We start from the raw sequence: 24,950 nt of genomic DNA, 5'->3' as shown, positions 1-24,950 counted from the left end.
TCACCCTGCTAGAACAGGAGCACCGAAGGCGGGGGTTGTCGGAACGCCGGGCATGTGCGCTCAGGGGTGCGCTTTGAGTTCAGAATGCAGTTTAGAGATGTGCTCGAACTTTCCGCGGGGGCCTTTCGGAAGTTCTTTCACAACTCGTCCACAGGGTTCCACCAGGGAACCGTGGGCCATTCATTCGTGAACGCGGCAAATGCTGGATGCAGCAATTCAGTTCATTTGAACGACAAGACGAGCTTCACTCGCTCCCGGCGCGACACATAACTTATGTAAGATTAGTGTGACTTCGCCCTGAATTAAGAAATTTGAGCGGCAAATGGTGTATTAGATATCTATGGCACCATTTTAGTTATTTCTTGTTGCCACACCGAAAATGTCGCTCTAAGCTACTAATCGTGGCCAGTGATGCTCACGTTGAGAGCGCGAGAAATGAGATATAAGTGACTTGAGTCCGTGTGCGGAGGCGGACGTTCGCGAGTGCGCGAAGGAGGTTCGCGGTAAGTTCAAGAGAGTAGGAAGTCTTGAGGATGATCTATTTTATTGGTGACGTACACGGGCACTTCGATCACGTGATCGAGATTGTGCGGCGTGACATGCCTGCTGCGATTATTTTTCTCGGCGATCTCGATTGCTCGCGGCCGCTGCACGAGATTGTCGCGCCGATTCATGATCTCAGTGAAGTTTGGTGGATTCCGGGCAATCACGACGCGGATCGCGATCAGGCTTCCCGGAATCTGTTTGACAGCGAGTTCGCCGATCGAAATCTACATGGGCGCGTCGCTGTGATCGACGGCCTGCGCGTTGGCGGTCTGGGCGGCGTGTTCCGCGGCGACATCTGGTATCCGACCGGGGGCAACATCCGACACGAAAGCCATGACGAATACATTGCGTGGCTGACGAGACAGCAACCAACTCGGCTACGAGCCTCCGTTCCCTTGAGCGGTAAAGCGCGAAAACATCGCACGTCGATCTTCCACTCCGACTACGTGCGCCTGGCTAAACAGCAGGCCGACATCCTGGTGACGCACGAGGCGCCGAGTTGCCATCCGAACGGGTTCGCGGTAATTGACGAGCTCGCGCGCTCGATGGCCGTAAAAAAGACGTTCCACGGTCATCAACACGACAACCTCGACTATCAGCAACACAGGACCGCGCTCGGCTTTCAGGCTTTTGGCGTCGGCTTCTGCGGCATCGCCGATCAGGACGGCAACGTCATTCGGGCCGGCGACTACGACGAAGCTCGGCGGCGTTGAGAGCTACCGACGCTCGCTCAACTGCTTTCGCAGTGCACGCCTGATGCCCCGCCGTTGCAAGAGATTGACTGGAGGCCAGATTTCGGCAACGAAAAACTGAGTGACGAATCATGACTGACGACTTACGCAAACCGGAGCGGGGGGGCGAATGAGGCTCTACATCGCTTCCGATATTCATCTCGAATTCGGCGAAAGGTGGATGCCTTCCGATCTCGACTACGACGTGCTCGTGCTAGCCGGAGACGTGCACAGCAGCACCAAGGGATTCAAGCTCTTTCGGGGCTGGATGGGCCGTTGGATGATCTATGTCGCGGGTAACCACGAGTTCTACGGCCGGAACATGCCCGCGACGGTGCGTCAGTTGCAGGGCTTGGGTGCGGAAGCTGAGCGCGATGGCAGCTTCTTCCTGGAGAAATCCTCGACCGTCATCGACGGGGTGCGCTTTCTCGGCACGACACTCTGGACCGACTTCGAGCTCTTCGGCGCCGATCGGCGCAGCGAAGCGATGGACGCGGCCGAAGGTCAGATGACTGATTACTTCAAGATCGTCATCCTGAAAGACGGCCCGACGGCAGTCTTGCTGGCACCCTCCGACACCCGGCGGCTCCACGCATACGCCCGCGATTGGCTCGCGCACGAGCTCGCGCGTCCACACGACGGCCCGACGGTGGTCGTCACGCATCACGCTCCATCGATGCAGTCGATCGCGCAGCGCTTCCGGGACGACCTGGTTACTGCCGCATATGCGTCGAACCTTGAAGCGCTGATCCAGGAGCATCAGCCGGCGCTGTGGATCCATGGCCATACGCATGTGGCCTGTGATTACAACATCGGTTCGACACGGATTCTGGCGAACCCGAAAGGTTATCCCAGCGAGCTTGCAACTGGCTTCCGGCAAAATCTAATCGTACAGGTTTGATCATGCTGATCTACGTTGACACCGAGTTCACCGCTTTCGAGCAGCCGCGGCTGATCTCGATCGGGCTCGTCGCTGAGGATGGGTACCACTGGCTCTACAGCGAAATCGACGGTGCGCATTGGTACAAGTACGCCTCCGAGTTTGTCCTGGCCGACGTGGTGCCGCGGATGAACTCACCGCACTACGGTGAGGAACCCGCACAGGCGGCAGCGCGCATTCGCGAGTGGGCGACGAAGCTGCCGGAGGAGGGCGTCATTGCCTGTGACAGCGATTACGACTGGACTCTGCTGCGGAAGCTGATGTTGGAAAACGGCGGCTGGCCGGCACAGTTTGCGGATTACTGCTGTCCGATCGCGCCGACGCCTCAGATGCAGGCCGACCAAGAGTACTTTTTCGCGCAGTACGCGCTGATGCGGCATCACGCGCTGCACGACGCTCGAGCACTGCGCTATGCACATGCGGCTGCGAAAGCCGCGGCGGCTGCAGGCTTGGGATAATATCGGGTGAGCCGAAATGAAAAAGGAACTCGACGAACTGCTGCGCAACCGCTATCTGGCGCTCTTCCGCGATTGCCGAGTGCGTGAAGCCGCAGAATGGGGTTTCAGCGGTTGCGGTGATGGCTGGTTCGAGTTGATCGATTGTCTGTCCGGCCTGATCCAGCGCCACGCTGACGACACCGGCCTCGACGTGACCGCAATCCAGGTAAAGGAGAAGTTCGGCGCCTTGCGCTTTTACACAAGCGGCGGCGACGAGTACATCGCCGGCCTGGTTTCGATCGCCGGTCGGATCTCGGAGTCGGTGTGTGAAGAATGCGGCGCTCGAGGCTACCTGAGCGGCAATGGTTGGATGAACGTGCGATGTGAGGCTCACGGTGGCATCCCGCATCCGCCACCGCGGGTGCCGACTCATGCGAGCTACGTCATCGGGTCGAAAGGCGTTCGTGTTTTCGATGACAACGGTTTGATCGTAACCGGCCAGCCGCGTCCCGAGCCAGCGTTCCATCTGCCGGAAATCCGGACCGAGCGCTTTCGCCCGCTTGCCGCTGCACTCGAGCAGGTTCTCGACATCGACATCCGCCGCAACGGGATGCCGATGGTGTTGATTGACGACGTGACTGAGACCGAAACCCTTGCCTTCTGCTGGCACGGTGGCGACGACGAAGGCCGTGCGGAAGCGTATTTCCGGCTTGTAGAAGTGTTCTCTGCGAGAGTGTAGTGATCCTCTTCCTCGACTTCGACTGCGTATTGCATCCGTGCTTTCCACTTCCGGATTTGCTGGATGCGGAGAACGCCTACTTTTCGTCCTGGCCGCGGCTGCTGGCGGTGCTCGAGGAGTTCCCTCACGTTGCCGTCGTGGTGTCGTCGTCGTGGCGCTCGATTACGCCGGAGCGATGGGCTGCGGAAGTGCCGGAGTCGCTGAAGGCTCGCATCACCGGTCGCACGCCCGAAATCAAGCGGCCGGTGCGGCGGCAGTACCCTGCTGACTACCAGCCTGAGCCTATGCGGTTTCTTGAGATTCAGCAGCATCTGAAATCTACTCGGCAGCTCGATCGGCCGTGGGTCGCGTTGGATGACGATCCGCGACTCTTTCCTGCGGACTGCCAAAACCTAATCTTGTGCCGTGAAGGGTTCGGGGAGGACGAGGCGGCGGCCCTGCGGGCGCGGTTCAGTGCGCCGCGCGTACCTGTCGGGCAGTAACCTATCCACAAAAACTGGGGATAAGCCGATGCGGACCAAGCCAAACACCAAGACCGACGCGCGTTCTAGCGGTTGCTGCTTTTTCGAGCAACTAACGCAAAGCTTTTGGCTGGGGGAATGCCTGCTGCACTTCTTCGCCTGCGCCTTGGGGCGTGGGTGAGATCAGGAAGATTTCCATCTGATTTCCATCTGATTTCAGTGTGAAGTCAACGTGAGATCACGACCCATCCAGACCTCGTTGCCGCGGCTGCACATCCTGTCGGACCTGCACCTCGAGACAGGGCTGTACAAGATTCCCGACGATCTGGAGTTCGACATCCTGGTTGCTGCCGGTGACATCGGGCCGCCGGCCGTGTCAGTGCCGTGGCTCGCGGCGGTCGGTAAGCCAGTTGTGTACGTACTCGGGAACCACGAGCACTGGGATACCGACTACGGTGAGGCACACGATGAGGCCCGGCGCCTGGCTGTTGGCACGCAGGTTCATGTACTCGAGCGGAATGCAGTCGAGATCCAGGGCGTGCGGTTTCTTGGATGTACGCTTTGGGCGGATCTCGGAGGCGGGAATAAGCTGATTGCCGGCCGCGCGAGAATCCGCGATTACGACAAAATCCGTATTGATCGCTGGTTGCGCGCGAGCAACAACGTCGATCGGTTGCGCAAGATCTGCGATGAAACGGGCTGCGCCGACCGTGCCGAGCACGTCGAGCGGTCGCGTCAATTCTGTAGCTTCGTATACATGGCCGAGCACGTGAGCGCGATGGCCTGGTTGCAACGAATGCTACGCAAACGGTCGGCGCTTCCAACGGTCGTCGTTACACATCACTCGCCAACGTACTCGTCACTGCTGCAGTTCGGGCTCGCTCCCGGCTACTTAGAACGACGGTGGCCCCGATTCGGACAGAGTAGTCGCGAAACGGTGACCCGAATCGGTTTGTACGCGTCAGATCACGGCGAAGTCCTGCGCCGGTTACGCAATCGAGTGAATCTCTGGGTGCATGGACACTTGCACGCCGGGATGGATTTCGACAGCGACGGCGTGCGGGTGATCTGCAATCCTCGCGGGTATGCGTTGCCGTTGCTAGTCGATGCTGACGTCGCAATGTTCCGGATGCTGGGCTACAGCGAAGCGGCGTCACTGGAACGGATCGCTGCAGATCGTATGGATTTCGAGGCCCACCCGAACCGTGGTGAAGGAATCGGGTTTCGTGAGCGATTGGTTGTGCGGCCTGGCGAGCGGTTCCCGAGGCCTCGCAGAGCGCTGTGGCGGCGGCAGAGGGCGGAAAATTCGCGATGAGGTTTTCTGCAGCCGCGTCTGTCACTGAACCTTTGCGCGGTAATGTCAAGTTTGCGACGTATTGCAGACATTGAAGTGAGAGTAGGGAAGGGCTGGCACCGGCCCAGATGAGACGAGCAACCGCGAAAATTGGACGGGCACGAATGGCGGAGAGGCGATCGGGAACCGGTCGCTCGGCGGTGTTGGCCGTCGGTCAAATGGTCGACATAAGCTGACGTTGAGGATGTGCTCCAGATCGGTCGGCAATGGTGCCGGTTACTTGCTGCTCGCTTCAAAATCAGGCTGAGCGGAGGCTTCTGAATTCGGCGTCATTAGTCATCGCACTCTATCCTGGAGACAGCTATGCGTATTGATGAAATGATCGCAGCAGTTCAGCAAGAGCTCGGCGTCGATGTTGACGGTAAGGCTGGTCCCCAGACCTGGGGGGCGATCTATGAGCGCATCGTCAAGAAGAACATTAATGGTCAGAAGCCAGCGGAGGCTATTGCGCCCACGGATAGCCGTAGCGAGAAGGTAATCGCCAGACTTTTGCCAGAGGTACAGCCAATCGCTCGTGCACTGGTTCAGAAGGCGTCGGCCGTTGGCATTACCATCAAGATCATCAGCGGACTGAGAACTTATTCGGAACAAGATGCACTGTATGCGCAAGGACGGACTGCCCTTGGGGATGTCGTTACGAACGCTCGAGGGGGATATTCCAATCACAACTTTGGCATTGCATTTGATGTTGGAGTGTTCGAGGGAAATAAGTACTTGCCAGATTCCCCGAAGTACAAAGCTGTTGGCGCATTGGGAATGGATTTGGGTCTTGAGTGGGGCGGAAAGTGGAAAACCATTGTTGATCAGCCCCACTTTCAATTACGGCCGACCTGGGCGTCGGATCTCACGGAGAGGCAGATGCTGGCGGAACTGCGTTCTCGAAAGGATATTGGACAACCTGTCTATGCCTAATATAGCAATGGCCAACCTGTCTTCCCAGCGGTCTGCCTTCAGTGTCCGGTGAAATGAAGTGTTCTTGAGCGTCCGCTTCACCGATCTGGCAATTGCCGCTTAGAGTGTTGAGGTTGTGCAAAAAACGTCGTTAGCAAGCCACCAATCGTCCACTTTGGGGAACTTAAACCTCTCGGTCACGCAAGAAGCTCAACTGATTGCGATTCCGCAATTCGAGGATTGCGGGGATGGTTAGATATGTGACTTCTCAGAAAGCTGCGGAGTGTTACATTGTTGAATATATAACTTGTCGCAACTTTCTCGCTGAGAATATATATCTCAAGGAGGGCGTATGAAAGTGACTTTTGTTCGTAGAAACGACCGAATTGACGGTCTAGCAATTCGAGAGGATGCGCCTTCGCGTGAAGTGCACGCTGCGCCGACTATTCGAGGGCAGCAATCAATCTCTGAACACCATGAAATACAAATTGAATCCGACTACATAGACGAACAATGGCTTTCCACTCCAGTTGGCGGCATTTCTAGAGAAAGTGTCGCATACGATCGTCAGTTTTTTGCCCTGTATTTTGATCCGAAAAGCAAACAACTTTTGATTCCGCTAAGTGAAAAGATCGAGCCTTCTATCGAAGGCGATTCGGAGAATCCAGATGTGGAGATGCGAATTGAGTTAGAAGCGCTACACCTTCCAGGTACTGGGGTTCAAAGTGGAACAGTCAGAATTCAAGTTAGCCAAGATGGAAAATTTCTTGAAGGCAGGGATACGTTGCATTGGATTGTCGCTGCAGGTCTCGATCTCTACAAAAAATCAAAGGATGGCGAGCAATCTAAACCATTGAAACCGGGAGAGCTTCAGGCCGACTTAACGAGACCGTTTGCGGGGCGTGCCATATCACTTCCTGGTGGAGCGGGATATTTAAGGATTGACGTGTTGCAAGATCGAAAGCTCTCGATTGTTGAGAATGTATGGAAATCAATCGTTTCGCTGTTCAAGTCACCAGAGGGACTGGCGCTTACCGCAACGGTCGGATTTCCCGCGATTGGCTTGCCTGCTGTTGCGTTCATTGACCAGTTAATCGACAGAGTTCGAGCAGACGGCGATACTGATGCGGTCATTGAGGGAAAGGAAATGCGTTGGGCTTTCAATAAAACGGCGCTTGAAAAGTTGAAGCTGGGGGCCGGAGATTTGGTCGACTTCCCCGTCATGAACCGAGGGTTCTACGTTTTTGTACCAACAGGCCAATTGAACAAAATTATGTCGAGTAAACCTCGGTATCATGCTGGCTATGGCTACTTGGTTCCGGGCGATTCCGTTCCTGCCGGCGATCAAGCAGCGCTAGCACGCTACTTGGATGACGCCGCAGGAGGAAATTACCCCTACAAGGATATTCCATACGCGGTTCTCGCCGTGGATGTTCGAAAAGCCAATGTTTATAAAGCTTGGTAGCTGCTGACTAAGCCGTTCGTCACTGCCGAACGCCCGCGCTATCTACCCTTACCAACCGGGGTTCGTATTCAGTCTGGGCCGGTGCCTGCCTTTGGGAGTAGTCGTCGCGTAGCGGTCGTTCGTGCGTTGTAACGAACGTGCCGCAAACGGTTCGCATTTGTTATGCGCTATCGGTGCAATCGACGAAGAGCAGTCAGTGGCGATTTGCAGCTTCGCTTCATCTCATCCGTTCTACCGTACATCCAGAAAGCTGAGGATGCAGCCAAAGTTGCCCGAGAACTGCGCTGTCCGTTCGTGGCTGAGAAGCCTGACTCCTCCGCGGGAGTGCTGTGCTGCTCTTGGGGTGGAAGTAGCATTGAAGGGACCCGAACATGACGATCCTTCCTGGCCGACTGGTGATTCTTGTCGCCGCATTCATTGTCGCCCTTGCCCGACCGGCAATGGCACAGGCTCCGGTGGAGGCACACACGGTCCGCGCGGGACAGTCGGCGGCATTGGTGGCCGGATCGACGGCTCCCATCGCGGTCACGACCGATGCCAAGCGTGGCAAGACCAGCATCTCCGAAACGGCGACCACGCCCAAGCAGTTCACGCTGCTCTACACCGCACCCCAAACCAACGCGGCCTTCACCGAGTCGGTTATCTTCACCAATCCGACGTCACATTCGGTTGAGGTCACGGTTATCCCAGGGGACGGGGCCATCTATCAGCAGGTGTTCAAGTTGCTATTCGTGTTGTTCGTGTTGGCACTGCTGCTGGAATCGGGGCTCGCGGTACTTTTTCGGTGGCGTCCATTTCTCGTGTACTTCGACGGCCGGGGCGTCAAGACAGTGGTCAGTTCTGTGTTCGCACTGTTGTTGGTCTGGTCCTTCGACGTGGACATCGTCACCGACTTGGTGAACTGTTACTCGTCACGTGCGACGCCGTTTCAGCATGGTTTCGAGGGTTACCTGATCACGGCATTGATCATGGCCGGTGGCAGTGCCGCAGTGAACAACATCTTTGTGGCACTGGGGTTCCGTTCGGTTGTCACGTACGCGGATATCGCGCCTAAGCCGCCGCGGACGGAAGGCTGGATCTCGGTGACGATGCTGCGCAAGCAAGCGACAGGGCCGGTGGATGTGCTGATCGGCGTTCCGCCGGCGGCTCCCGAGACACGATCGCCGATCGCCGGCACCGTCACCGGCGGCACTCGGCTCACGAAGTTCGTCCGCCTCTTCCTCCGCGACGCCAGCCGGTTTCCGACGTCCGGAGGTTATCCCGTTCCGGCCGGCGGCCTCTGCCAAGTGCAGCTGAGAGGAATCGACGCGAACGGTCAACCGGTGGAGAGTCGGGTCTGGGGGCCGGAGACGATCGCCCCGGGCGCGATCATCGACTTAGAGCTGACGGTGTAGGGGAAAGTCCACAAGAAGGGGGAACACGACATGGCCACACCACCCGAGCAAGCTTCGAAACTGCGCGCATTCAATGCCAGTTTGCTGGATGACGACCCGGAGATGGCGGATGCAGAAAGCGCCACGACCGAGGCGTTCGAGGTCAATCTCCCACCCGAGCAGACGATTGAAAGAGAATCAATCGTCATGCGTCGCAGACGGCCGGTCCTGGCCATCCAGAAATGCGCTGCAGTGCTCGAGTTCGAAGACGCGCAGGACGTGCCGCTATGGAAATCGCGACTTGAGGGCGCAGCGAGCGCCCTAGGACGCGTCATCCCCTCTGTGGGGCGCATCGAGTTGGCGGGACATCCCGACTTCTCCTGGGTGGGAACGGGTTGGCTCGTCCATCCGCGATATTTCGTCACTAACCGCCATGTCGCCGAAGTGTTTGCCCGTGGCAAGGGTGACCGCTTCGTCATGCAGTCGGGACCGGACGGCGACATCGTCGCCTCGATCGACCTACTGCAGGAGATCGGGCGGGACGACACGCATGTGTTCAAGGTGAAAGGAATCAGCTACATTGAGTCGCGTCCGGGGCTCGATCTCGCCTTCTTCGAGGTGGAGCAGATCGCCGGCACGGTCGCCAAACCGATAATTTTGTCCGCGTCGGCGCCGACGAAGAACCCTCGTGTCGCTACCATCGGCTACCCGGCGTTCGACAGCCGTATCCCCGAGCCGGACCTCATGAGGCGGATCTATGGCGACGTCTTTGACAAGAAGCGCCTTGCGCCTGGCGCGATCACCGACGTCGATCAGGACCGTGTGCTGCACAACTGCACGACGCTCGGTGGGAATTCGGGATCGGTCGTCGTGGACCTGAAGAGCGGCGACGCGCTCGGGCTGCACTTCAGCGGCAGCTTTCTGCGCACCAACTTCGCCGTTCGAGCGGATCGCGTCAAGGAGCGGCTGGATGCATTGCTCGCGGGTTCGCTCGGGAGCGGGCGCGAGGCGCCCAGGCCGCCCCGCCGTCCGGCTCCAGCGGCGATTACAGCAGCGCCAACTCCGTCGCCCGACAATGAGCCGCGCGCCCATGCCGCTAGCATCACGATCCCGCTGACGGTGACGGTATCTATCGGCGGCGCCGAATCCATGGCAATCGTGTCGGCGCGACCGCGCACGCCCCCGGTGTCCGCGCGGCAGGACGATGCAGACGATATCGATGATCCGGTCGAGATCGAGGTGCCGGCCAGGCCCGAGGACTACGAGGATCGCAAGGGCTACGTCGCTTCTTTTCTCGGCAACGAGTTTGCCGTCGAACTCCCGAAGGTGGTCAAGGGCAAGTCGGAAATTCTGACGTGGGGCAACGGCAAGACGGTGCTCCCCTACGAGCACTTCTCGGTCGTCATGAACGCAAAGCGCCGACAGTGCTTCTTCAGTGCCTGCAACATAAATGGTGCGCGTTCCAAGTCGAGCAAACGGGCCGCGTGGCGTTTCGACCCGCGAATCCCGAAGGAGATGCAGATTATGAAGGAATGCTACGGCAGCACGCCCAAGTTCAGCCGAGGGCACATGACCCGTCGCGAGGACCCGGCCTGGGGCGACACGGCCGCGGAGATTCAGCGCGGTGCCGACGACTCGATGCACGTGACCAACGTGACGCCTCAGATGCAGTCGTTCAATGCGCCGATCTGGCTGGGGCTCGAGGACTATGCCCTCCAGCACGCGCGTAAAGACGACCAGAAGATCTCAGTGTTCACCGGGCCCTACTTTACGAAGAACGATCCGACAATGTACGGCGTGCGGATCCCGGTGAAGTTCTGGAAGGTGATCGCCTTCGTGCACGACGAGACCGGCGAGCTGTGCGCCACCGGCTATGAGATGTCGCAGGAGAACAACCTAGAGCCTCCGGAGTTCGTCTTCGGCGACTTTGTCTCACCGCAATTCAACATCTCGACCCAGGTCCCGGTCGCGATGATCGAAGCCCGAACCGGGCTGTCATTCGACGTTCTCGCCGCCTTTGATCCGCTGTCGAGCGAAGGTGTCGGGGTGCCCACGGGACCGCTGCTCTTTCCAGAACAGATCAGGTTTATATGATGGTGGCCTTCCGCGAGTCGCATCCGTTCCCATTCAATAAGTCGGCATCTTCCCGATGCATAGTTCTGTGAACTGCGAATCGTTACGTTTGAAGCGGTTGCGAGGAAAACGCCTCGAACTGCTGTCCTCACCAAAGGAGCACTCCTATGTCAACCCAGATCCAGTGGTCGTCGTCGCCGCCCCCGACTGAAGCGGCACCGAAATTCATCGTGACTGAGACGACCGGCCACAAAGGCAGTATGCCGAGTTCCGAATCGAATGCCGCCGACGATCTAATCGTTATCGGCAAGAGCAGCTCGCGAATGCGCCCTCCCTTCATGCGCGCCGGCACCGAAACAGTGATCGGAGTTGACGAACGCGTTCGAATCAGCGACACGGACAAGCCGCCCTGGCGCATGATCGCGGCGCTCAGTCTCAAGCCCAAGCTGCCATTGACCTCGTCATTCATCGGCACCGGGTGGTTCATCGGCCCGAAGACGCTGCTTACCGCAGGCCACTGCGTGTTCAGCGAAAGCGATTTCGGAGGCTGGATCGAATCCATCGAGGTGTCACCGGGCCGCAACGGCGCCAAATTACCGTATGGCACGGTAACGGCAACCCGCTTCTCGACAACCACGGTGTGGCAGAGCCGGCCGGACCCCGACTACGACATCGGGTGCATCCACCTCGACGAGCCGGTCGGTGACGAGGTAGGGTATTTCAAGATCGCATCCCTGACCGATCAGGATCTCGAAGGCGCATTGCTCAACATCTCGGGCTACCCCGGCGACCGTGGCGACGGCGAGCAGCAGTTCTTCCATGCCAATCGCGTGTTGCGAACGTCGGCGCACCGTGTCTTCTACGACATCGACACCTATGGCGGACAGAGCGGTTCTCCCGTCTGGCATCAAGCGTCGCCGGAAGCCGAGCCGGTTGCAATCGGCATTCATGCGTACGGTGTGGGAGGAACGCCTGGCGCATGGGGGATCAGGGCGAATTCGGGACCGCGGCTCATTCCGGAGATGGTGCAGATGATCAAGGAATGGCTCGCGGCGGATGGTAGCTGAGGCATCGGACCGTTCGTGGCGCGACTTGCGTGCACCCTCGTTGTGCGAGGCCCCAGCGGCGAGCAGCTTCCTGGAACGCGGTTCGTCGTTGAGCGCGCGTCCGAGCCCATGCCGGAGATCGGCTACGTCACCGGGCCGGACGGCGCGGCGCGCGCTGGGCTGCCGCCAGGTGAGACGTCGCTGCGCTTCTTCCTGCCCGATGGCGGGAGCCAAGTCGTGGAAGTGAGAGTGCGCGATGAAGTGGATGCAACCTACGCAGTGATCCTCGACGCAAAAGGGACGGAGGAGCAGTGAAGGCCAGATACCCGGAATCGCGCGAAGAGCGCGCGCAGCGAGCAGCGGACTTTGCCAAGTGCTTGGCACGCGCCAGCGAAGCATCGCTCGAGTCGGCAACGCAGCCGGCACTCCCGTCCACGGACGAACTCGCGTCGCGCATGGCCGCACGCATAGGCGCCGCGGCGCCGAAGATGGCGACCGACGTCGTGGCAGGTACAGCAGTTGCACTGGCGCAAGCCGGACACGACACTGCACTCAAGCTCGCGCGCGCGGAGTTGCACGTCGACGACCTCTCGGACAAAGAGGTTTCCGGCCTTGAGGCGGTCATTTCCGTGACCGACCGGCCCGCGTGGTTCGTCGAGGACAACCTGCCCGACACGGCATCGTTCGAGGCGAGCGGCTTGTGGATAGGGCTGGCGACGGCCGCCGAGTCGAAATTGATGGCCGTATGTCGCGCGGTCGGCTGCATCGTGCTGGAGGTCGACGGCAAACGCCAGCCTATCGGTACCGGATGGCTAATCGGACCGCGCACGCTTGTCACCAACGCTCACGTCGGGGTGCTGCTTGCGCGCCTGAAGCCGGACGCACCAGCTGATGACTCGCGCAGGGGATACAGGCTGCGGTCGGACGTCAAAGGCTTCGTGGATTTCTCCTTCGAGCATGCCACCAAGCCCCCAAGTGAGGTCGCGATCGAGCAAGTGCTCTACGTAGAGCCTTCGCAAGTACCGGACATCGCCGTGTTCAGGATCGCCGACGACGTGTCTGTGCTCGGAGGGCGCCCGAAGATCGACATCGACCTTGCCGAGCGGCCCGTCTGGGAGAAGGCGAACGTGTTCACCGTCGGGCACCCTGTCGTCGACCTCCAGAGCGATCCGAACGTGGCGACCGTGTTCGGCCCCCTGGATGGAACGAAGCGCCTGAGCCCTGGCAAGGTCAGGCAGATCCTTGGGGGCAACACGCTCGCCCACGACTGCTCGACAACGAACGGCTCGTCCGGAAGCCCGGTTATCGACTTTGGCAGCTACCTGGCCGTGGGGCTTCACTACTTTGGAAACCCCGGCGAGCGTAATGAGGCCGTGCTCTTCCCTGCGATCAAGGCGCATGCCGTTATCGTCAAGAATCTGGCGCAGGAGTGGGGCATCTAACCCCGTCAAAAATGGTTGCGAGCATTTCCCCCAAGGCGTTTCCGAAGCTGCTCGTCAGGTATGCATCGTGGACCGCGGTGATGGACGCGGCCGAATCCACGCTGCCGTCGGACATGGAGCCCGCGCGGCGTCGCAGGTACGTGGAAGAGCTCGCGCCGGACGCCATCAACGATTCGCTGAAGCTGTGGGAGGCGCTGGTTGCGGATCTCGTCAATCGCGACAAGCTCGACGCGTTCGTCTCGGCGCTGTACCAGGGCAGCAGTGCGAGTTCCGACCTGGTACACATCCTGAACGGCGCAGTCGGCGTGGATGCGGATGGCAACGTCAACGAAGCCGAGCTGCACACGATCAACAGCAAGGTGAAGCCTTATTTCAATGCCGAGGACTTCTCGACGTGGCTCAAGGCGAACATGCCATGCGTTTGCGCGATCTGGGTCGACGATGGACTCGCCGACAAGGGCATTCGCGGCACAGGTTTTCTCATCGCGCCCAACCTCGTGCTCACCGCCCGGCACGTGGTTCGCGGGTTGATCGACGAGATTCCGACCGGTGTCGTCACGGGCGGCATCGTCGAGACGCGCGACCAGCAGAAGGCGGGCTCCGCGCCGAATGTTTGCTGCGTCTTCGACTACCGGACGCTCGTCAGCAACTTCGTGCGCGAGGCGCCGCCGCCCGAATTCACCGTCGTAGACGCTGCCGCGGACTGGCTCGTGTGGTCGAGCTTCACCGACGGACGGGACGGGCGCACGCACGACTTTGCCGGAGAACCCAGCATCGCTAAGCACCTGGACTGCGCCGTCATTCGCCTCGCCACGCCCATCGGCATCAAGGCCGACCCGCGACGGGGCGGCAAGATGCGCGGCTGGCTGCAGCTCTACGGCTCCGTGCCGTCGCTCAGGAGGGATGAACTCATCACGATACTCCAGCACCCGCAGGGCTTGCCGCAGAACTTCGCGATGAACACGTTTCGCGCACAGGACCCGACCACCACGCGTATCTGGTACGACACCAATGCCGATCACGGTTCGTCCGGCTCACCCTGCTTCGGCCGCAACCTCGATCTCATCGCCTTTCACAACGCGGGTAGGCCCCTGGACTTCCAGGGCGACACCGAGCTGTGCAACCAGGGCGTTCGTATCGACCACGTGATCAGCGCATTGCCACCCGACGTGACGAGCGCATCGCGCAACCCGCCGCCCGCGGACGTCAAGCTCTGGTCGCTGTCGCCAGATCTTGCAGCGCCGCGCCCCGTGCTCGGGCGCGGGGACTTCAAGAAACTGGTCCTCGACCTGATGCAGCCCGACGTCGAGCGACGCCTGATCGTTGTGGACGACGCCGAGAACGTCAAGGCCGTCGGCAAGTCGGGAAAGAGCTTCTCCGCCGAGTTGTTGAAGGCATTGGCGCGAGGACGCTCGGTTTCCATCGTCGAGTTCGAGGCCAAGGAACTGCGCTCGATGGCGCCCGATGCGTTCCTGCGCGAGATCGGCCGGCGCATCGGCATCGACCTGCCAAAGCTCGACACGGCGCCCCCTAGGCCGAACGACGAGCGGCAGTGTACGCGCTGGTGGGCGAACGACCTTCCGCATTGGTTCGGCGACCTGCTCGAGCAGCGGGCCGCGGCTGCCGGCACGGCGCGCACCGAGACGGCCAGCGAGGACGAGCGGGAGGCCGCGACGGCCACCGGGCAGAAGATCGTGCTGCGCGAACTGCTCTGGATCGTGATCGACAACGTTCACCGATATCCGCCGGAAGGCGCGATGAAGGAGTTGCTCGCAGGTATGATGGCGATCACCGACACCGACCAGACGCTGGGACCGGGTCTTCGGTCCTTACGGTGGCTAGTCATCGGCCACGTGCCGGACTTCGTGCGCGAGAGGTCGATCGAGTACTGGCGCGACACCGTTTCCCAGGAAGAAATCGACGACGAAGCCTGGATCGAATGCGTCAAGACCGCGTTCGAGGGCGAAGGCGCAGCCGACAAGTTCGACGAATCTGTGGCCAAGGATTTTTACGACCTGGTCGAGCTCAGGCAGGGGGCGGCCGTCCGCGATCCGGCGACACGCATCCGCGTCCTCGGTGGGGCAATCATCGATGCCATGCGAAAGCTCTTCAAAACGGCAGGCATAGCATGACGGCCAAGCCTGAATCATCAGTGGAGGAGGTGACCGCCAGGCTGCGCAAGGCCGGCTTCGACACCGAGGGCTTCATCAGCGCAATCGATGCACAAAGCGCGTCCTTGGTGAACACGCAGCCCAAAACGATGGAGGCAGCCCCGCCCGTGACGCCGCTGGCAGTGGCCGCGGCGATGCGAGGCTGTTTCCTGCCGTCCGACCTGACGCCCGACGTCGACGCCCACAAATCGTCGATCGCCGAGATCATCGCGGTTTCCGACGTGTTAAGCACCGGATCGCAGCGGGTCTGGCAATTGCGGCCGGAAGCGCGGCGCGACATCCTCATGCAGGCGCGCATCAGCAACCTGCTATCCCCAGTCAGCGGGGCCGTGGATACGCCGGACTCGCGCGACCGCGAGGGCCCGCTGCTTCGCCGCGTGCTCGCGGGCGAGCGCCTGGACCTCGACCTCATGGAGCTCGAGGAACTGGAGCAGCTGGCCACCGTCGCGGAGTGGCTGGAGGGCTCGGGCCTCGCGGAGCTTCCACGCGCGCTCGACGTGCGGCGCCTTCTCGCTCAACGCGGGATCCTGGACCCGTTCCGCCTGCTGGTCGGCCGCAAGGTAAAGGCCGGCCCGGACGGCAGCGAGGACCGCGTCGTAGGACGCGGGGCGCAGACCGAGCGGCTGCGTGCCTACGTCGGGCTGCGCGAGCCGGAGGAGCTCAAGCACTACGTGACGCGGACATTCGATTCGCTGTGGTCGACGGTCACCTTCACGGATGCCAATCAGCCGCTGCTCGTGCGCGGCATCGGAGGCATGGGCAAGTCGACACTGATTGGCAAGTTCGTGCTCGACCATGCCCTGTTCGCTGGCGTCGACCTGCCATTCGCCTATCTCGACTTCGACCGCGCGGCGCTGGCGCCCCGGCAGCCGCTGCAGCTCCTGATCGAGATTGCGGTGCAGCTGGGCCTGTGCTTGCCCTTGGCAGAGCCTGACCTCAGCAGGTTCCGAGGCGATCTTCGTCAGACCATCGACAACCAGGCCAGGAACTTCACCCGGCGCCAGCGAGAGTCCGCCACTGGCTCGGAGCTCTCCAGCTACTGCGAAAGCCTGCGTTCCATCGTCGAGAAGGTCAACGGTGGCAGAGCACCTGTGCTGATCGTCTTCGATACGTACGAGATCGTGCAATACGACGAAGAGGCGGTAGCAGGCGTGAACGCGCTGATCAACGCGCTGCGCATGCCGGCGATGCGCGAGTGGAGCAATTTGCGCCTGGTGATCGCCGGACGCGGTGACCTCGCGGATATCGACACGCCGCAGAAACCCGTCGATCTCAGGCAACTGTCACTGAAAGAAACAGGTGAGCTCTTGCGCCGCCGCAGCAAGACCGAAGCGCTGGATCTCACGCCAGCGCACATCGCGGCACTCGCGCCTGCGCTGCGCAACAGCCCGCTGGACGTCATCGTCGTTACGAATTGGTTGAAGGGGCGGAAGCCGGAGCAACGTGCGTCACTGCTGGCTAGCCTCACCGAAGGCATTGACCGGGAGATCGACGCCGCCACGCAAAGTGAAGACGATAACGGCGCCGAGCTCGTTGCGCTGCGTATTACCGGCATCCTGACCCGGCGCATGATCGGGCACATCAACGACAAGGACGTGCGAAAGCTCGCCGAACCAGGGCTCGTCGTGCGCACGATCACACCGGAAATCATTCGCGAAGTCATGGCGCCGGTCAGCGGCCTTTGCGATGATGAGAATCCGCTGGCGGAGGGCGCCGAGTACGAGCTCTTCCGCCGACTCCAGAACGAGCGATGGCTCGTCACACGGCAAGGCTCCGTACTGAGGCATCGGCCGGAAGTGCGGCGCGCGATGCTTGAGCTCATGCGCGGCAAGGACAGGCGGAGGTTCGATATTGCCAACGAGCGCGCGCTGGAAAGGTTCCGCGCGCGCGCTGAGCAGGACGAAACCGCACGCGCGGAGACTATCTACCACATGCTGCTCGGGGCACGTGCCTCACTCGAGGAAGTAGACGCGCTGTGGACGCCCTCGATGGCGCGTCCCTTGGCGAGTGCGGTCGATGACCTGTCGGAGCCCGCGCAGAGCTACCTCAAGGCGAAGCTCGGCCGCAGCGTTCCCTTTGCCACGCTCGCTGCCTTCTCTTTCTCGATTCTCACTTCGCTGCTGATGACATCGGGCCCGAGCTTGCTGCGGCGTCTCGGCGCCGAAGCTTTCCTGAGGCTGCTTGATACCAATCCGACCGTGGAAGAGTCGTCGGATTCGCGCGGGCTTCGCCTAGAAGCGGTCTATCGCACGGGCCGATGGAGTCGACTGCGGGATGCGGGGTCTGGTCGAGCGGCGCGGAACAAGGAGATCGAGGCCGCCATCGAGATGCTGGCGCAAGTCAGGCTCGATGACGTTGCGCGTCTGGACCCACCGACGCTACGCTCCCTTCGCTTCGTGTTGCGCTGGGCGACACGAGACTCGAAGGCTGACAAACTGCTCGCCGAACCGATCGAACGCTTTTCCCGGATGGGCCTCTCGCCTGCGGCCGTCATGGACATCCCGGAGATCGCGTGGGACTTCGCGACGCTCATGGCATGTGGTGAACGGCGCAAGTTCGTGGTGAACTTGCAGCCGGTGATGGAGCGCGCGAGCGACTTCGCGCGCAGCGGCACGCGCCTGCCCGACGCGGCAGCGGGTAGCGATGCGCTACGTATCCTCTCGTTCTTCGAGACGGCGTCCGACCGACCCATACTGAAGCGCGTCGATCTCGACAATCACTTCGCCACCTTCAGTCGTCGTGAGGCGGACGCCTTCTTCGACTTATTCACCGACCAGTCGAACAAGCGGCGGGGGCTCCAGGCCACTTCGCAGGCGGCCGCTCCCAAGGATTACCGCGACATCATGGCGCGCGGCAACAAGCTCAAAGAGCGGCTTCTCCAATTTAGGGGCGACTTCGTCATCGCCGATGTCGAGATCACACGCGAGATTGCCGCCGTCGTTCGCGGTTGCCTATTGTCTGGCCCCCCTCACTCGGCCGACCAAGCGCTCCGCGTTCTGGCATGCAAGCATCCGGACTGGCTTGAACCCTTGGGCAACGCCCTCACCCGAGCATTTGACGGCGATGTCCCCACGCGCATCGGTTGGTGGTCAACGATCGAAAGATACGTCGGCAGCGGCGAGCGGGCACGTAAGGCAAAGCAGAAAGCTGACGGCCGCGCCATCCTGTCGTTAGCCGATGAGGCGGCCAGTCTTCACGGAGCCGTCGAGGCTTACGCAAATCTGCTGGGCGATCGCAAGGCTTCGCAAGCGGCGCAGGATTTCATCGCGCTATCGCAGGCGTTCGAGGACTGGGTGGCAATGATCGACGGGCTGCAGCCTTTACGGCGACGGTGAACACTCAAACAAGGGCGATTAGCGGCCTCTCTTTCGCCAGATGCATAAGCGACGTCGATACACCGACTACGCGCCCATCGGTCTCAAAGCCTCTGAGCAAGGCACGACACCGCGGCCGAGTTCAAGATCCGCGAGCATCAGCTTTGGATCGACCGAGCCAGGATATCCAATGTCTGCGATGGTCGCGCTCGGTCAATCAAAGCCGATTGGGGAGTGTCGGCTAGTTGGGGGCTGCGGACGTTCGCGGGATAATGTCAAGAAAGGCGGGTGCGCAGGAACTGACCGAAGGGGGAGAGGACTTCACTTTCGTGAGTGTGTTGCCGGCTAGGGAATCATCCAAAATCCGACCTTAACCTTGATTTCGTCGAGCCAGCCGTTGCGATAGTGATCCTTCAGGCGGCTGACTTGCTGCCGGGCGCCCCCCGAAGTTTGTGCGAGGTGCTCCAGCGAGACCAGGGAGTCGAGACTGCCCAGCCGTCCTGTCGCCACGATAGCTGCCTTGTCGGCAGTCAACCCCAGCACGCGGACATGAGGCTGTAAGCCTTATGCATTTAACCAGGCGAGCAGGTGAAGTTCGCCATCATCCCTTGGGGATCAACTTACGGCCGGCCTTGCCCCCGCAGGAGGGCGCCCATGCTGGGCCCACCAAAGGAAAAGGCCCTGCGCTGCAGGGCCTTTAAGAAATGGGGGCTTGAGCCGTTTGGATTAAGCAGTTGAACTGCCGCTTCCGCTTGGGTCGCGCCCCGCGTAGACGGTGAGCCATCGTTTTGCTGGCAGATGAGGCACAATAAGCCGCATGCTCACATTTGTCAATCCGCTCGAGAAAACCGCTGCCGTAAGACTCCTGGAGTTTCTCTCGGAGCAGAAGCCTTGGTACCGATCCCTGTGGGGCATTGGCGTCGTGTTGGCCATGGAAGAACTGTATGAGGCCTGTGCGGCCATGCGGCAAGGGCATTTGAGCGAAGCTGCGATCAAACGAATGGCGTCCGCGCTTCAGAAGCGAGTAGGTGTGCATCCTGCCTTTACTGAAGCCGAGAAACAGTTTCTTCGTCTGCAGGTGCAGCAAGTGCCGCGCGCCGATGGGGCGGCCCATTTCGGGATTCGGGAACTCTCCGCTCGCGTCTCGACCGACTACCTGACACGATGGGGAAGGGCCGTCGCTTCCGGTAAGTTCACTGTCGAACACTTCGCCCGCAGTGTTGCTGCATACCTGCTGGATGCGGGCTTCGCCGGTCAATACCTACACGACTTCATCAAGGCTCGGCTCAAGGCACCGGAGCCCATCTCCCTGCCGCAGCTCTGCGACGCCCTGCAGGCAGAGATGTTGGCAAGCCCTCGACGGGAGTTTGAGGTGTTGCTGGCGTTTACTTCCACCCCGGCACTACTCAATGGTGCCCCCCCTTCGTGGCTGCAGGGTGCGGCCATCACCACGTGGCTGAAGGATCACGGCTTCGATACGGCGGGGGTGCGCTGCCCCGTGGCGTTGGTACTCAAGGTGCAAGCCAGAGATGCCTTTGGTGCGGCGCAGGCGGCACGAAATGAGTCTGATCGCTACGCTGCTCGCGCCCTGATCGCCACCGGTGAGCCTCTGCACTGTTTTCCGATGCTCTGGGTAAAAGGCAGCGCCACGCCTGCACCCTTGAAAGGGGCATCCCGTGGTGTGGGCGTGAAGGAACTGTTTCGTGAGGACCGCGTTTTTTCCACCGATGCGAGCCAGAGCGTAGACGCCGCACTGGAACTGCTGGCCCACTTGGAGGGAAGTTCTCCACCGGCGGCGGTTGCAGGTGGTTGGGGTGCCATCGAGGGCTTGCTCGCGGACCCAAACGACCGCGCGACTGCCGCGGATAATCTCGCCACGTTAGTCACCTGCTCCTTTCCACGTGCTGAGCTTACGGCATTGTCCTATAGCGTTCAGCGCACGCATCCCGACCAATGCCGGGAGCTTGCAGCAGTACAGACCAATCGCGAGCGCTCTCGAATTCTGGCCAAGATGATCGTCGACGGACGCATGCCGGAGATGCCCGGCGTGACGGACCAAGCGGCTGCCGCTCGATTGAAGAAGCTGCTCGCCAACCCCGGCCCCGAGTTGCAGACCATTCGGGAGGCGATCGGCGAGTCGTTTCACCGGCTTTACCGGCAGCGTAACCTTATTCTTCACGGGGCCCGGCTCGACAGCGTAGCGCTCACGGCCAGCCTGCGCACTGTAGCCAAGCTTGCTGGAGCCGGGATGGACCGCATCACGCACGGGTACTATGTCCAGAACCTGAGGCCATTGGAGCTGGTCGCGAAGGCCAACCTGGCACTCGCTGTGGTCAGCCGCGAATTGCCACTGGGATGCGTTGATTTGCTTGAAGTCGGTTGAGCCGCTGCGGACAATGACCGGCGGCCTCTTTAAGTGCCTGAAGCGAAGCGGTCATCGAAGCGTGTTCATCGAAAAACCGTAACGGGTGCTGCTGAAATAGAAGTTCGGGGGTAATGTCAACCGCGTGGTTGTGGCTGTGAAATTCAATCTACGGGCGCTCCTGCCAAGCGGCAAGTCCCTCCAAATATTATCCATCATGCGACACAGCGACACGCAAGGCGCTCGAGAATCCGCCGATCTTCGCCGAGCTTGCACAGCGATTCGAAATGCTGGTCAAGGTCCTCGAACAGGATATAACTCAATGAGAAGTCCTCGTGACGCTGGAACATCGGGCGCTTGAGTTGCACGACGATCTCCTTCTCGCGTGCAGCCGGAGCAACCAAATATAGATGCTCATGCCGGCCCGGAATCGACAATGCCATGTCGGCAAGGCGTAGGATTCCCGAATAAATCGACGTACTCTTCTCCACTTCAAAGGCACTCGCGATTCTCGGCTCGCCAGGGTATAGCCACAAGACATCGATGAGTTCTGCGGTTGCGTGCACTTCTGGTGGGAGCCCAAGGTCTGGCAGACACTCCAGGCAACTGTAGCCCAGCGCGCGGCCGCTGTAGAGGGCGCTGCGGTCATTGCGGGCGACCAGCACGTCATAGCCCAGTGCGCGGCCCAGTTCGATCAGTTGATATTGGACCTTCGTATGCAGGCGCTCCTCCGCCATGTCTTGTTCGACCTGGGCGTGGCGCTTGCGACGCACCTGCTCGATTTTTTCACGTTCGATGGTCAGGGCACTCGAATCATCATCGGCCGTTCCGAGCCGTCCGACGCCAATCTCGAAAAGCATGCCGCTGAATGCTCCCAGATCTCGTGAGAGCATGCCCAGTGCAGCGTTGGCAACGATGATTGTCTCCCGCATTTCCAGATAGCTGTCCCACGAGCCGAGTCTCTTCTTTGTCCTAAACAGCGCGTTGAATCCGTTCAGCATTGCCGTGTTGAACGGTGGGAAATGCGTCGGATGCAGGAAGTACAGAATATTCGCGACGGCTGGGCCCAAGCCTTTGATGCGCTTAACGGCGAGTTTCAGAACCTCCCTTTCGAGCGCCCGTACATCGGTAGTTCCGAGACAGGCATAGAGGAACTCGCCAAATGCCTGTTTGTTGAGATCGTTCTCGTAGATGTCGGGGATACGCAATTTTGGCTTCCAGTAGAACGGATGTGCGGCCCCTTCGAATACCTGTTTTTGTTCTGAAATGCACGCCAGTACGAACTCCAAGGACGATCCCTTGAAGTCATTCGGGAAGCGTTGATGCTTGATATCGTCGACGACCGCTGCAACACCACGGCGAATGCTGCGAAACGCCTTGATCCGGTCTTCGCTGCTGATGAACCAAGTGCTATAGACCGATTCTGGATCGGCCTTGTAAGCTTGCGCAATCGGCAACAGAGCATCATGCATAACGACCCCTCATTAACGTAAGCATCGTTTCTAACAGCGTAAATTGAGGTGGTCAATCCTGCCCATCTGGGGCGCGCGCTGCCCACATCCGGCCCCCGGACACATCGCCGCCCACGCCGTCCTGAGTTGTCATCGAGAATGCAAAGGTCCGGAGCATGGGCATAAAGCATATGCCGGCGGCCAAAGATCGCGCGTCGCCGTTGATGGCGATGGGTTCCTCCTGTCGGCGAATGTAGAACGCCTGCACCAACCGTGTTCACGCGCGATGCAGCAGTCTGGCTCGTGGGTCTGCCGAGGAGGGGGCAAGGCACTCTGGCAGGCAGGCCGGCACTTTGCACCTCTGTGTGGGATAGCGCCGAGTCTGCCCCCGGTTCAGTGCCTTGCGAATGTGGTGATCACGCCCTTCTCGTCGAAGCTGACGACTTCGTAACGGTCAGCAGGGAAAGGCCCCTCCATCCCAGGGCAATCGCACCGACTTGGCATATGCGAATGCCAAAGATTGTTAACTTTCATGACCTTACCGAGCCCCTGTTCACAGCGGCATAATTTGTGTAGTTTCCTACCTTTTTGGGCCGCCCATGAAGGCAGGAAACATCATGCCGCTGACGCAGGTGTTCGTCTCGATTTCCGATCCGCGCAGCGCGCGCCACAAGCGCCACGATCTTGCCGAACTGCTCACGGTGGCGGTTTGCGCGGTGCTGTCGGGCGTGGACGACTTCGTCGACATCGAATTGTGGGCCGAGGCCAAGATCGACTGGCTGCGGGGCTTCATGAAGCTTGAGCATGGCATCCCGTCCCATGACACGATCGGTCGCGTGTTCGGCATGATCACGCCCGATGAGTTCGAATCTGCATTCCGGCGCTGGGTTGGCATGGTGGTGCCCGCGTTGGCCGAGGACACGGTCGTGGCAATCGATGGCAAGACCAGCCGACGAACCGCCAGCAAGACCAAGACGCAGGCGAGTCCGCTGCACTTGGTCAGCGCATTCGTGGCCGGTATGGGTGTTGTGTTGGGCCAGACGGCGACCGCCGAGAAATCCAACGAGATCACGGCGATCCCGGAATTGCTCGCCAAGTTGGCGCTCGAGGGCTGCGTGGTGACGATCGACGCGATGGGCACGCAGACGAAGATCGCGCGCACGATCCGCGAGCGTGGCGCCCATTACGTGCTGTGCGTGAAGGACAACCATCCGAAGCTGCTCGACTCGATCATGTTTGCCGGTATCGGTCCGAACGGACCGCTGACACCGAGTTCGACGCACGAGACCAAGAATCCAGGCCACGGTCGTAGCGAAGTCAGGCGATGCTGGGCCTTTGATGCAACCGAGCGGCTCTACAAGGCCGAGGACTGGCAGGACATCGCCAGCTTTGCCGTGGTCGAGCGCGTGCGCACGGTGGGCAATCGCACCAGCACCGAGCGCGCCTACTACATCAGCAGCCTGCCCGCCGACGCCGAGCGCATCGCTCGGGCCGTACGCAGTCACTGGGAGGTGGAGAATCGCCTTCACTGGTGTCTGGATGTGCAGTTCAATGAGGATCAGTCACGGGTGCGCAGCGGTTATGCCGCCAACAACCTGGCCATCGTCCGCCACATCGTGATGAACCTGCTGCGGCTCAATACGACCCGCAAGGCGAGCATCAAATCGAAGCGCATGCTGGCTGCCACCGTCGATGAATTTCGCGCCGAGTTGCTCGGGGTTATGACATGAAGGTGCGATTGCCCTGCCCTCCATCCCCGGGGATCCTTGAGGCATTCCGGGCGCGGAAATGCCCACGATCTTCGGCTTGACTGCCAGCAGCCGCTTCACATCCGTAGCGGGCACATGCCCTTCGACGACGTAGCCACCGACCTTGGTCGTGTGGCACGAGCTAAGCGCCGTCGGGATACCGGCCTCGCGTTTCACCTCGCCCATTTTCGGCGTGGCAATTTCCTTGACCTTGAAGCCGTGGGATCGCATATGCTCTGCCCATTTGCCGCAACAGCCGCAATTCGGATCCTTGTAAACGATGACTTCGTCACCTGCTGCAAGCGCAGGAGACAGACTGAACGTGAGGGACAGCGCAGTTGCGGCAAGCAATGCGCGCTCGCGGATCGGAAACAGTGCATTGATGGTCATATCGGTCACTCCTGGC

19 protein-coding genes and 1 pseudogene are annotated in these 24,950 nt (G+C 60.4%); 17 read left to right on the top strand and 3 right to left on the bottom strand.

The window, feature by feature from the left end; genetic code table 11:
• Window positions 1–533 precede the first annotated feature (533 nt).
• The 15 genes from AzCIB_RS08665 to AzCIB_RS08600 all read left to right on the top strand — a co-directional run bounded on the left by AzCIB_RS08665 (window position 534) and on the right by AzCIB_RS08600 (window position 19,004).
• Entirely contained in the window at window positions 534–1,259 is a 726-nt protein-coding gene (locus tag AzCIB_RS08665; protein WP_050415523.1) for a metallophosphoesterase family protein, read from the top strand.
• Between the two features lie 148 nt (window positions 1,260–1,407).
• Window positions 1,408–2,178, top strand: a complete 771-nt coding sequence (locus tag AzCIB_RS08660) for a metallophosphoesterase (protein WP_050415522.1) — start codon at window positions 1,408–1,410, stop codon at window positions 2,176–2,178.
• 2 nt (window positions 2,179–2,180) lie between these two features.
• The gene (locus AzCIB_RS08655; protein WP_050415521.1) at window positions 2,181–2,675 is read left to right on the top strand and encodes a 3'-5' exonuclease family protein; all 495 of its coding nucleotides are present in this window, start codon (window positions 2,181–2,183) and stop codon (window positions 2,673–2,675) included.
• 16 nt (window positions 2,676–2,691) lie between these two features.
• Window positions 2,692–3,393: a hypothetical protein gene (locus AzCIB_RS08650; RefSeq protein ID WP_050415520.1), complete on the top strand. Its 702-nt coding sequence runs from the start codon at window positions 2,692–2,694 to the stop codon at window positions 3,391–3,393.
• Window positions 3,393–3,875 carry an HAD domain-containing protein gene (locus AzCIB_RS08645; protein WP_050415519.1) on the top strand — a complete coding sequence of 161 codons (483 nt, stop codon included), beginning with the start codon at window positions 3,393–3,395 and terminating at the stop codon, window positions 3,873–3,875. Before AzCIB_RS08650 ends, AzCIB_RS08645 begins: the two co-directional genes overlap by 1 nt.
• A 238-nt stretch (window positions 3,876–4,113) precedes the next feature.
• A complete protein-coding gene (locus tag AzCIB_RS08640; protein ID WP_050415518.1) occupies window positions 4,114–5,169 on the top strand; it encodes a metallophosphoesterase in 1,056 nt (351 codons plus the stop codon).
• A gap of 342 nt (window positions 5,170–5,511) precedes the next feature.
• Complete coding sequence (locus AzCIB_RS08635; protein WP_050415517.1) at window positions 5,512–6,120, top strand: M15 family metallopeptidase; 609 nt, start codon at window positions 5,512–5,514, stop codon at window positions 6,118–6,120.
• Window positions 6,121–6,451: 331 nt separating this feature from the next.
• Window positions 6,452–7,564, top strand: coding sequence for a hypothetical protein (locus AzCIB_RS24165; protein ID WP_157058463.1), 1,113 nt, complete (start codon window positions 6,452–6,454; stop codon window positions 7,562–7,564).
• A 371-nt stretch (window positions 7,565–7,935) separates the two neighbouring features.
• Window positions 7,936–8,958, top strand: coding sequence for a hypothetical protein (locus AzCIB_RS08630; RefSeq protein ID WP_050415516.1), 1,023 nt, complete (start codon window positions 7,936–7,938; stop codon window positions 8,956–8,958).
• A gap of 30 nt (window positions 8,959–8,988) precedes the next feature.
• Complete coding sequence (locus AzCIB_RS08625; RefSeq protein ID WP_050415515.1) at window positions 8,989–11,031, top strand: DNA/RNA non-specific endonuclease; 2,043 nt, start codon at window positions 8,989–8,991, stop codon at window positions 11,029–11,031.
• Between the two features lie 146 nt (window positions 11,032–11,177).
• Window positions 11,178–12,077, top strand: a complete 900-nt coding sequence (locus AzCIB_RS08620; RefSeq protein WP_050415514.1) for a trypsin-like serine peptidase — start codon at window positions 11,178–11,180, stop codon at window positions 12,075–12,077.
• A 108-nt stretch (window positions 12,078–12,185) separates the two neighbouring features.
• Window positions 12,186–12,371 carry a hypothetical protein gene (locus AzCIB_RS08615; RefSeq protein WP_050415513.1) on the top strand — a complete coding sequence of 62 codons (186 nt, stop codon included), beginning with the start codon at window positions 12,186–12,188 and terminating at the stop codon, window positions 12,369–12,371.
• The gene (locus AzCIB_RS08610; RefSeq protein ID WP_050415512.1) at window positions 12,368–13,498 is read left to right on the top strand and encodes a trypsin-like serine peptidase; all 1,131 of its coding nucleotides are present in this window, start codon (window positions 12,368–12,370) and stop codon (window positions 13,496–13,498) included. The genes AzCIB_RS08615 and AzCIB_RS08610 overlap by 4 nt, the downstream gene beginning before the upstream one ends.
• Window positions 13,499–13,509: 11 nt before the next feature.
• Entirely contained in the window at window positions 13,510–15,630 is a 2,121-nt protein-coding gene (locus tag AzCIB_RS08605) for a trypsin-like serine peptidase (RefSeq protein ID WP_050415511.1), read from the top strand.
• Window positions 15,627–19,004, top strand: coding sequence for an iron-sulfur cluster assembly scaffold protein (locus tag AzCIB_RS08600; protein ID WP_157058462.1), 3,378 nt, complete (start codon window positions 15,627–15,629; stop codon window positions 19,002–19,004). The genes AzCIB_RS08605 and AzCIB_RS08600 overlap by 4 nt, the downstream gene beginning before the upstream one ends.
• A 324-nt stretch (window positions 19,005–19,328) precedes the next feature.
• Here AzCIB_RS08600 and AzCIB_RS08595 read toward each other — a convergent pair whose 3' ends face one another.
• Window positions 19,329–19,517, bottom strand: coding sequence for a hypothetical protein (locus AzCIB_RS08595; protein ID WP_157058461.1), 189 nt, complete (start codon window positions 19,515–19,517; stop codon window positions 19,329–19,331).
• Window positions 19,518–19,800: 283 nt separating this feature from the next.
• Between AzCIB_RS08595 and AzCIB_RS08590 the strand changes: the two genes are divergently transcribed.
• Window positions 19,801–21,366, top strand: a complete 1,566-nt coding sequence (locus tag AzCIB_RS08590; RefSeq protein WP_050415508.1) for a hypothetical protein — start codon at window positions 19,801–19,803, stop codon at window positions 21,364–21,366.
• A 194-nt stretch (window positions 21,367–21,560) separates the two neighbouring features.
• On the opposite strand, the gene AzCIB_RS08585 is transcribed toward AzCIB_RS08590, so the two are convergent.
• Window positions 21,561–22,817, bottom strand: coding sequence for a type II restriction enzyme NmeDI-related protein (locus AzCIB_RS08585; protein WP_050415507.1), 1,257 nt, complete (start codon window positions 22,815–22,817; stop codon window positions 21,561–21,563).
• A gap of 578 nt (window positions 22,818–23,395) precedes the next feature.
• Here AzCIB_RS08585 and AzCIB_RS08575 point away from each other — a divergent pair.
• A complete protein-coding gene (locus tag AzCIB_RS08575; protein ID WP_083446821.1) occupies window positions 23,396–24,526 on the top strand; it encodes an ISAs1 family transposase in 1,131 nt (376 codons plus the stop codon).
• Window positions 24,527–24,541: 15 nt separating this feature from the next.
• Here the strand turns inward: AzCIB_RS08575 and AzCIB_RS23720 are convergent.
• Window positions 24,542–24,934 (bottom strand): annotated as a pseudogene (locus tag AzCIB_RS23720) (DUF411 domain-containing protein); the annotation flags it as partial.
• Window positions 24,935–24,950: the final 16 nt, after the last annotated feature.

It is taken from the genome of Azoarcus sp. CIB, from assembly GCF_001190925.1.
In the GTDB taxonomy this organism is placed as follows: Bacteria; Pseudomonadota; Gammaproteobacteria; order Burkholderiales; family Rhodocyclaceae; genus Aromatoleum.
This window is presented reverse-complemented; position numbering and strand designations above follow the sequence as displayed.

What these genes read in the sequence shown, in the direction of transcription:
- AzCIB_RS08660 (WP_050415522.1), top strand. Translation starts at nt 1,408, where the DNA reads ATGAGGCTCTACATCGCTTCCGATATTCATCTCGAATTCGGCGAAAGG.
- AzCIB_RS08585 (WP_050415507.1), bottom strand. Translation starts at nt 22,817, where the DNA reads ATGCATGATGCTCTGTTGCCGATTGCGCAAGCTTACAAGGCCGATCCA.
- AzCIB_RS08630 (WP_050415516.1), top strand. Translation starts at nt 7,936, where the DNA reads ATGACGATCCTTCCTGGCCGACTGGTGATTCTTGTCGCCGCATTCATT.
- AzCIB_RS08635 (WP_050415517.1), top strand. Translation starts at nt 5,512, where the DNA reads ATGCGTATTGATGAAATGATCGCAGCAGTTCAGCAAGAGCTCGGCGTC.
- AzCIB_RS08650 (WP_050415520.1), top strand. Translation starts at nt 2,692, where the DNA reads ATGAAAAAGGAACTCGACGAACTGCTGCGCAACCGCTATCTGGCGCTC.
- AzCIB_RS08665 (WP_050415523.1), top strand. Translation starts at nt 534, where the DNA reads ATGATCTATTTTATTGGTGACGTACACGGGCACTTCGATCACGTGATC.
- AzCIB_RS08605 (WP_050415511.1), top strand. Translation starts at nt 13,510, where the DNA reads ATGGTTGCGAGCATTTCCCCCAAGGCGTTTCCGAAGCTGCTCGTCAGG.
- AzCIB_RS08620 (WP_050415514.1), top strand. Translation starts at nt 11,178, where the DNA reads ATGTCAACCCAGATCCAGTGGTCGTCGTCGCCGCCCCCGACTGAAGCG.
- AzCIB_RS08600 (WP_157058462.1), top strand. Translation starts at nt 15,627, where the DNA reads ATGACGGCCAAGCCTGAATCATCAGTGGAGGAGGTGACCGCCAGGCTG.
- AzCIB_RS08655 (WP_050415521.1), top strand. Translation starts at nt 2,181, where the DNA reads ATGCTGATCTACGTTGACACCGAGTTCACCGCTTTCGAGCAGCCGCGG.
- AzCIB_RS08590 (WP_050415508.1), top strand. Translation starts at nt 19,801, where the DNA reads ATGCTCACATTTGTCAATCCGCTCGAGAAAACCGCTGCCGTAAGACTC.
- AzCIB_RS08615 (WP_050415513.1), top strand. Translation starts at nt 12,186, where the DNA reads ATGCCGGAGATCGGCTACGTCACCGGGCCGGACGGCGCGGCGCGCGCT.
- AzCIB_RS24165 (WP_157058463.1), top strand. Translation starts at nt 6,452, where the DNA reads ATGAAAGTGACTTTTGTTCGTAGAAACGACCGAATTGACGGTCTAGCA.
- AzCIB_RS08575 (WP_083446821.1), top strand. Translation starts at nt 23,396, where the DNA reads ATGAAGGCAGGAAACATCATGCCGCTGACGCAGGTGTTCGTCTCGATT.
- AzCIB_RS08625 (WP_050415515.1), top strand. Translation starts at nt 8,989, where the DNA reads ATGGCCACACCACCCGAGCAAGCTTCGAAACTGCGCGCATTCAATGCC.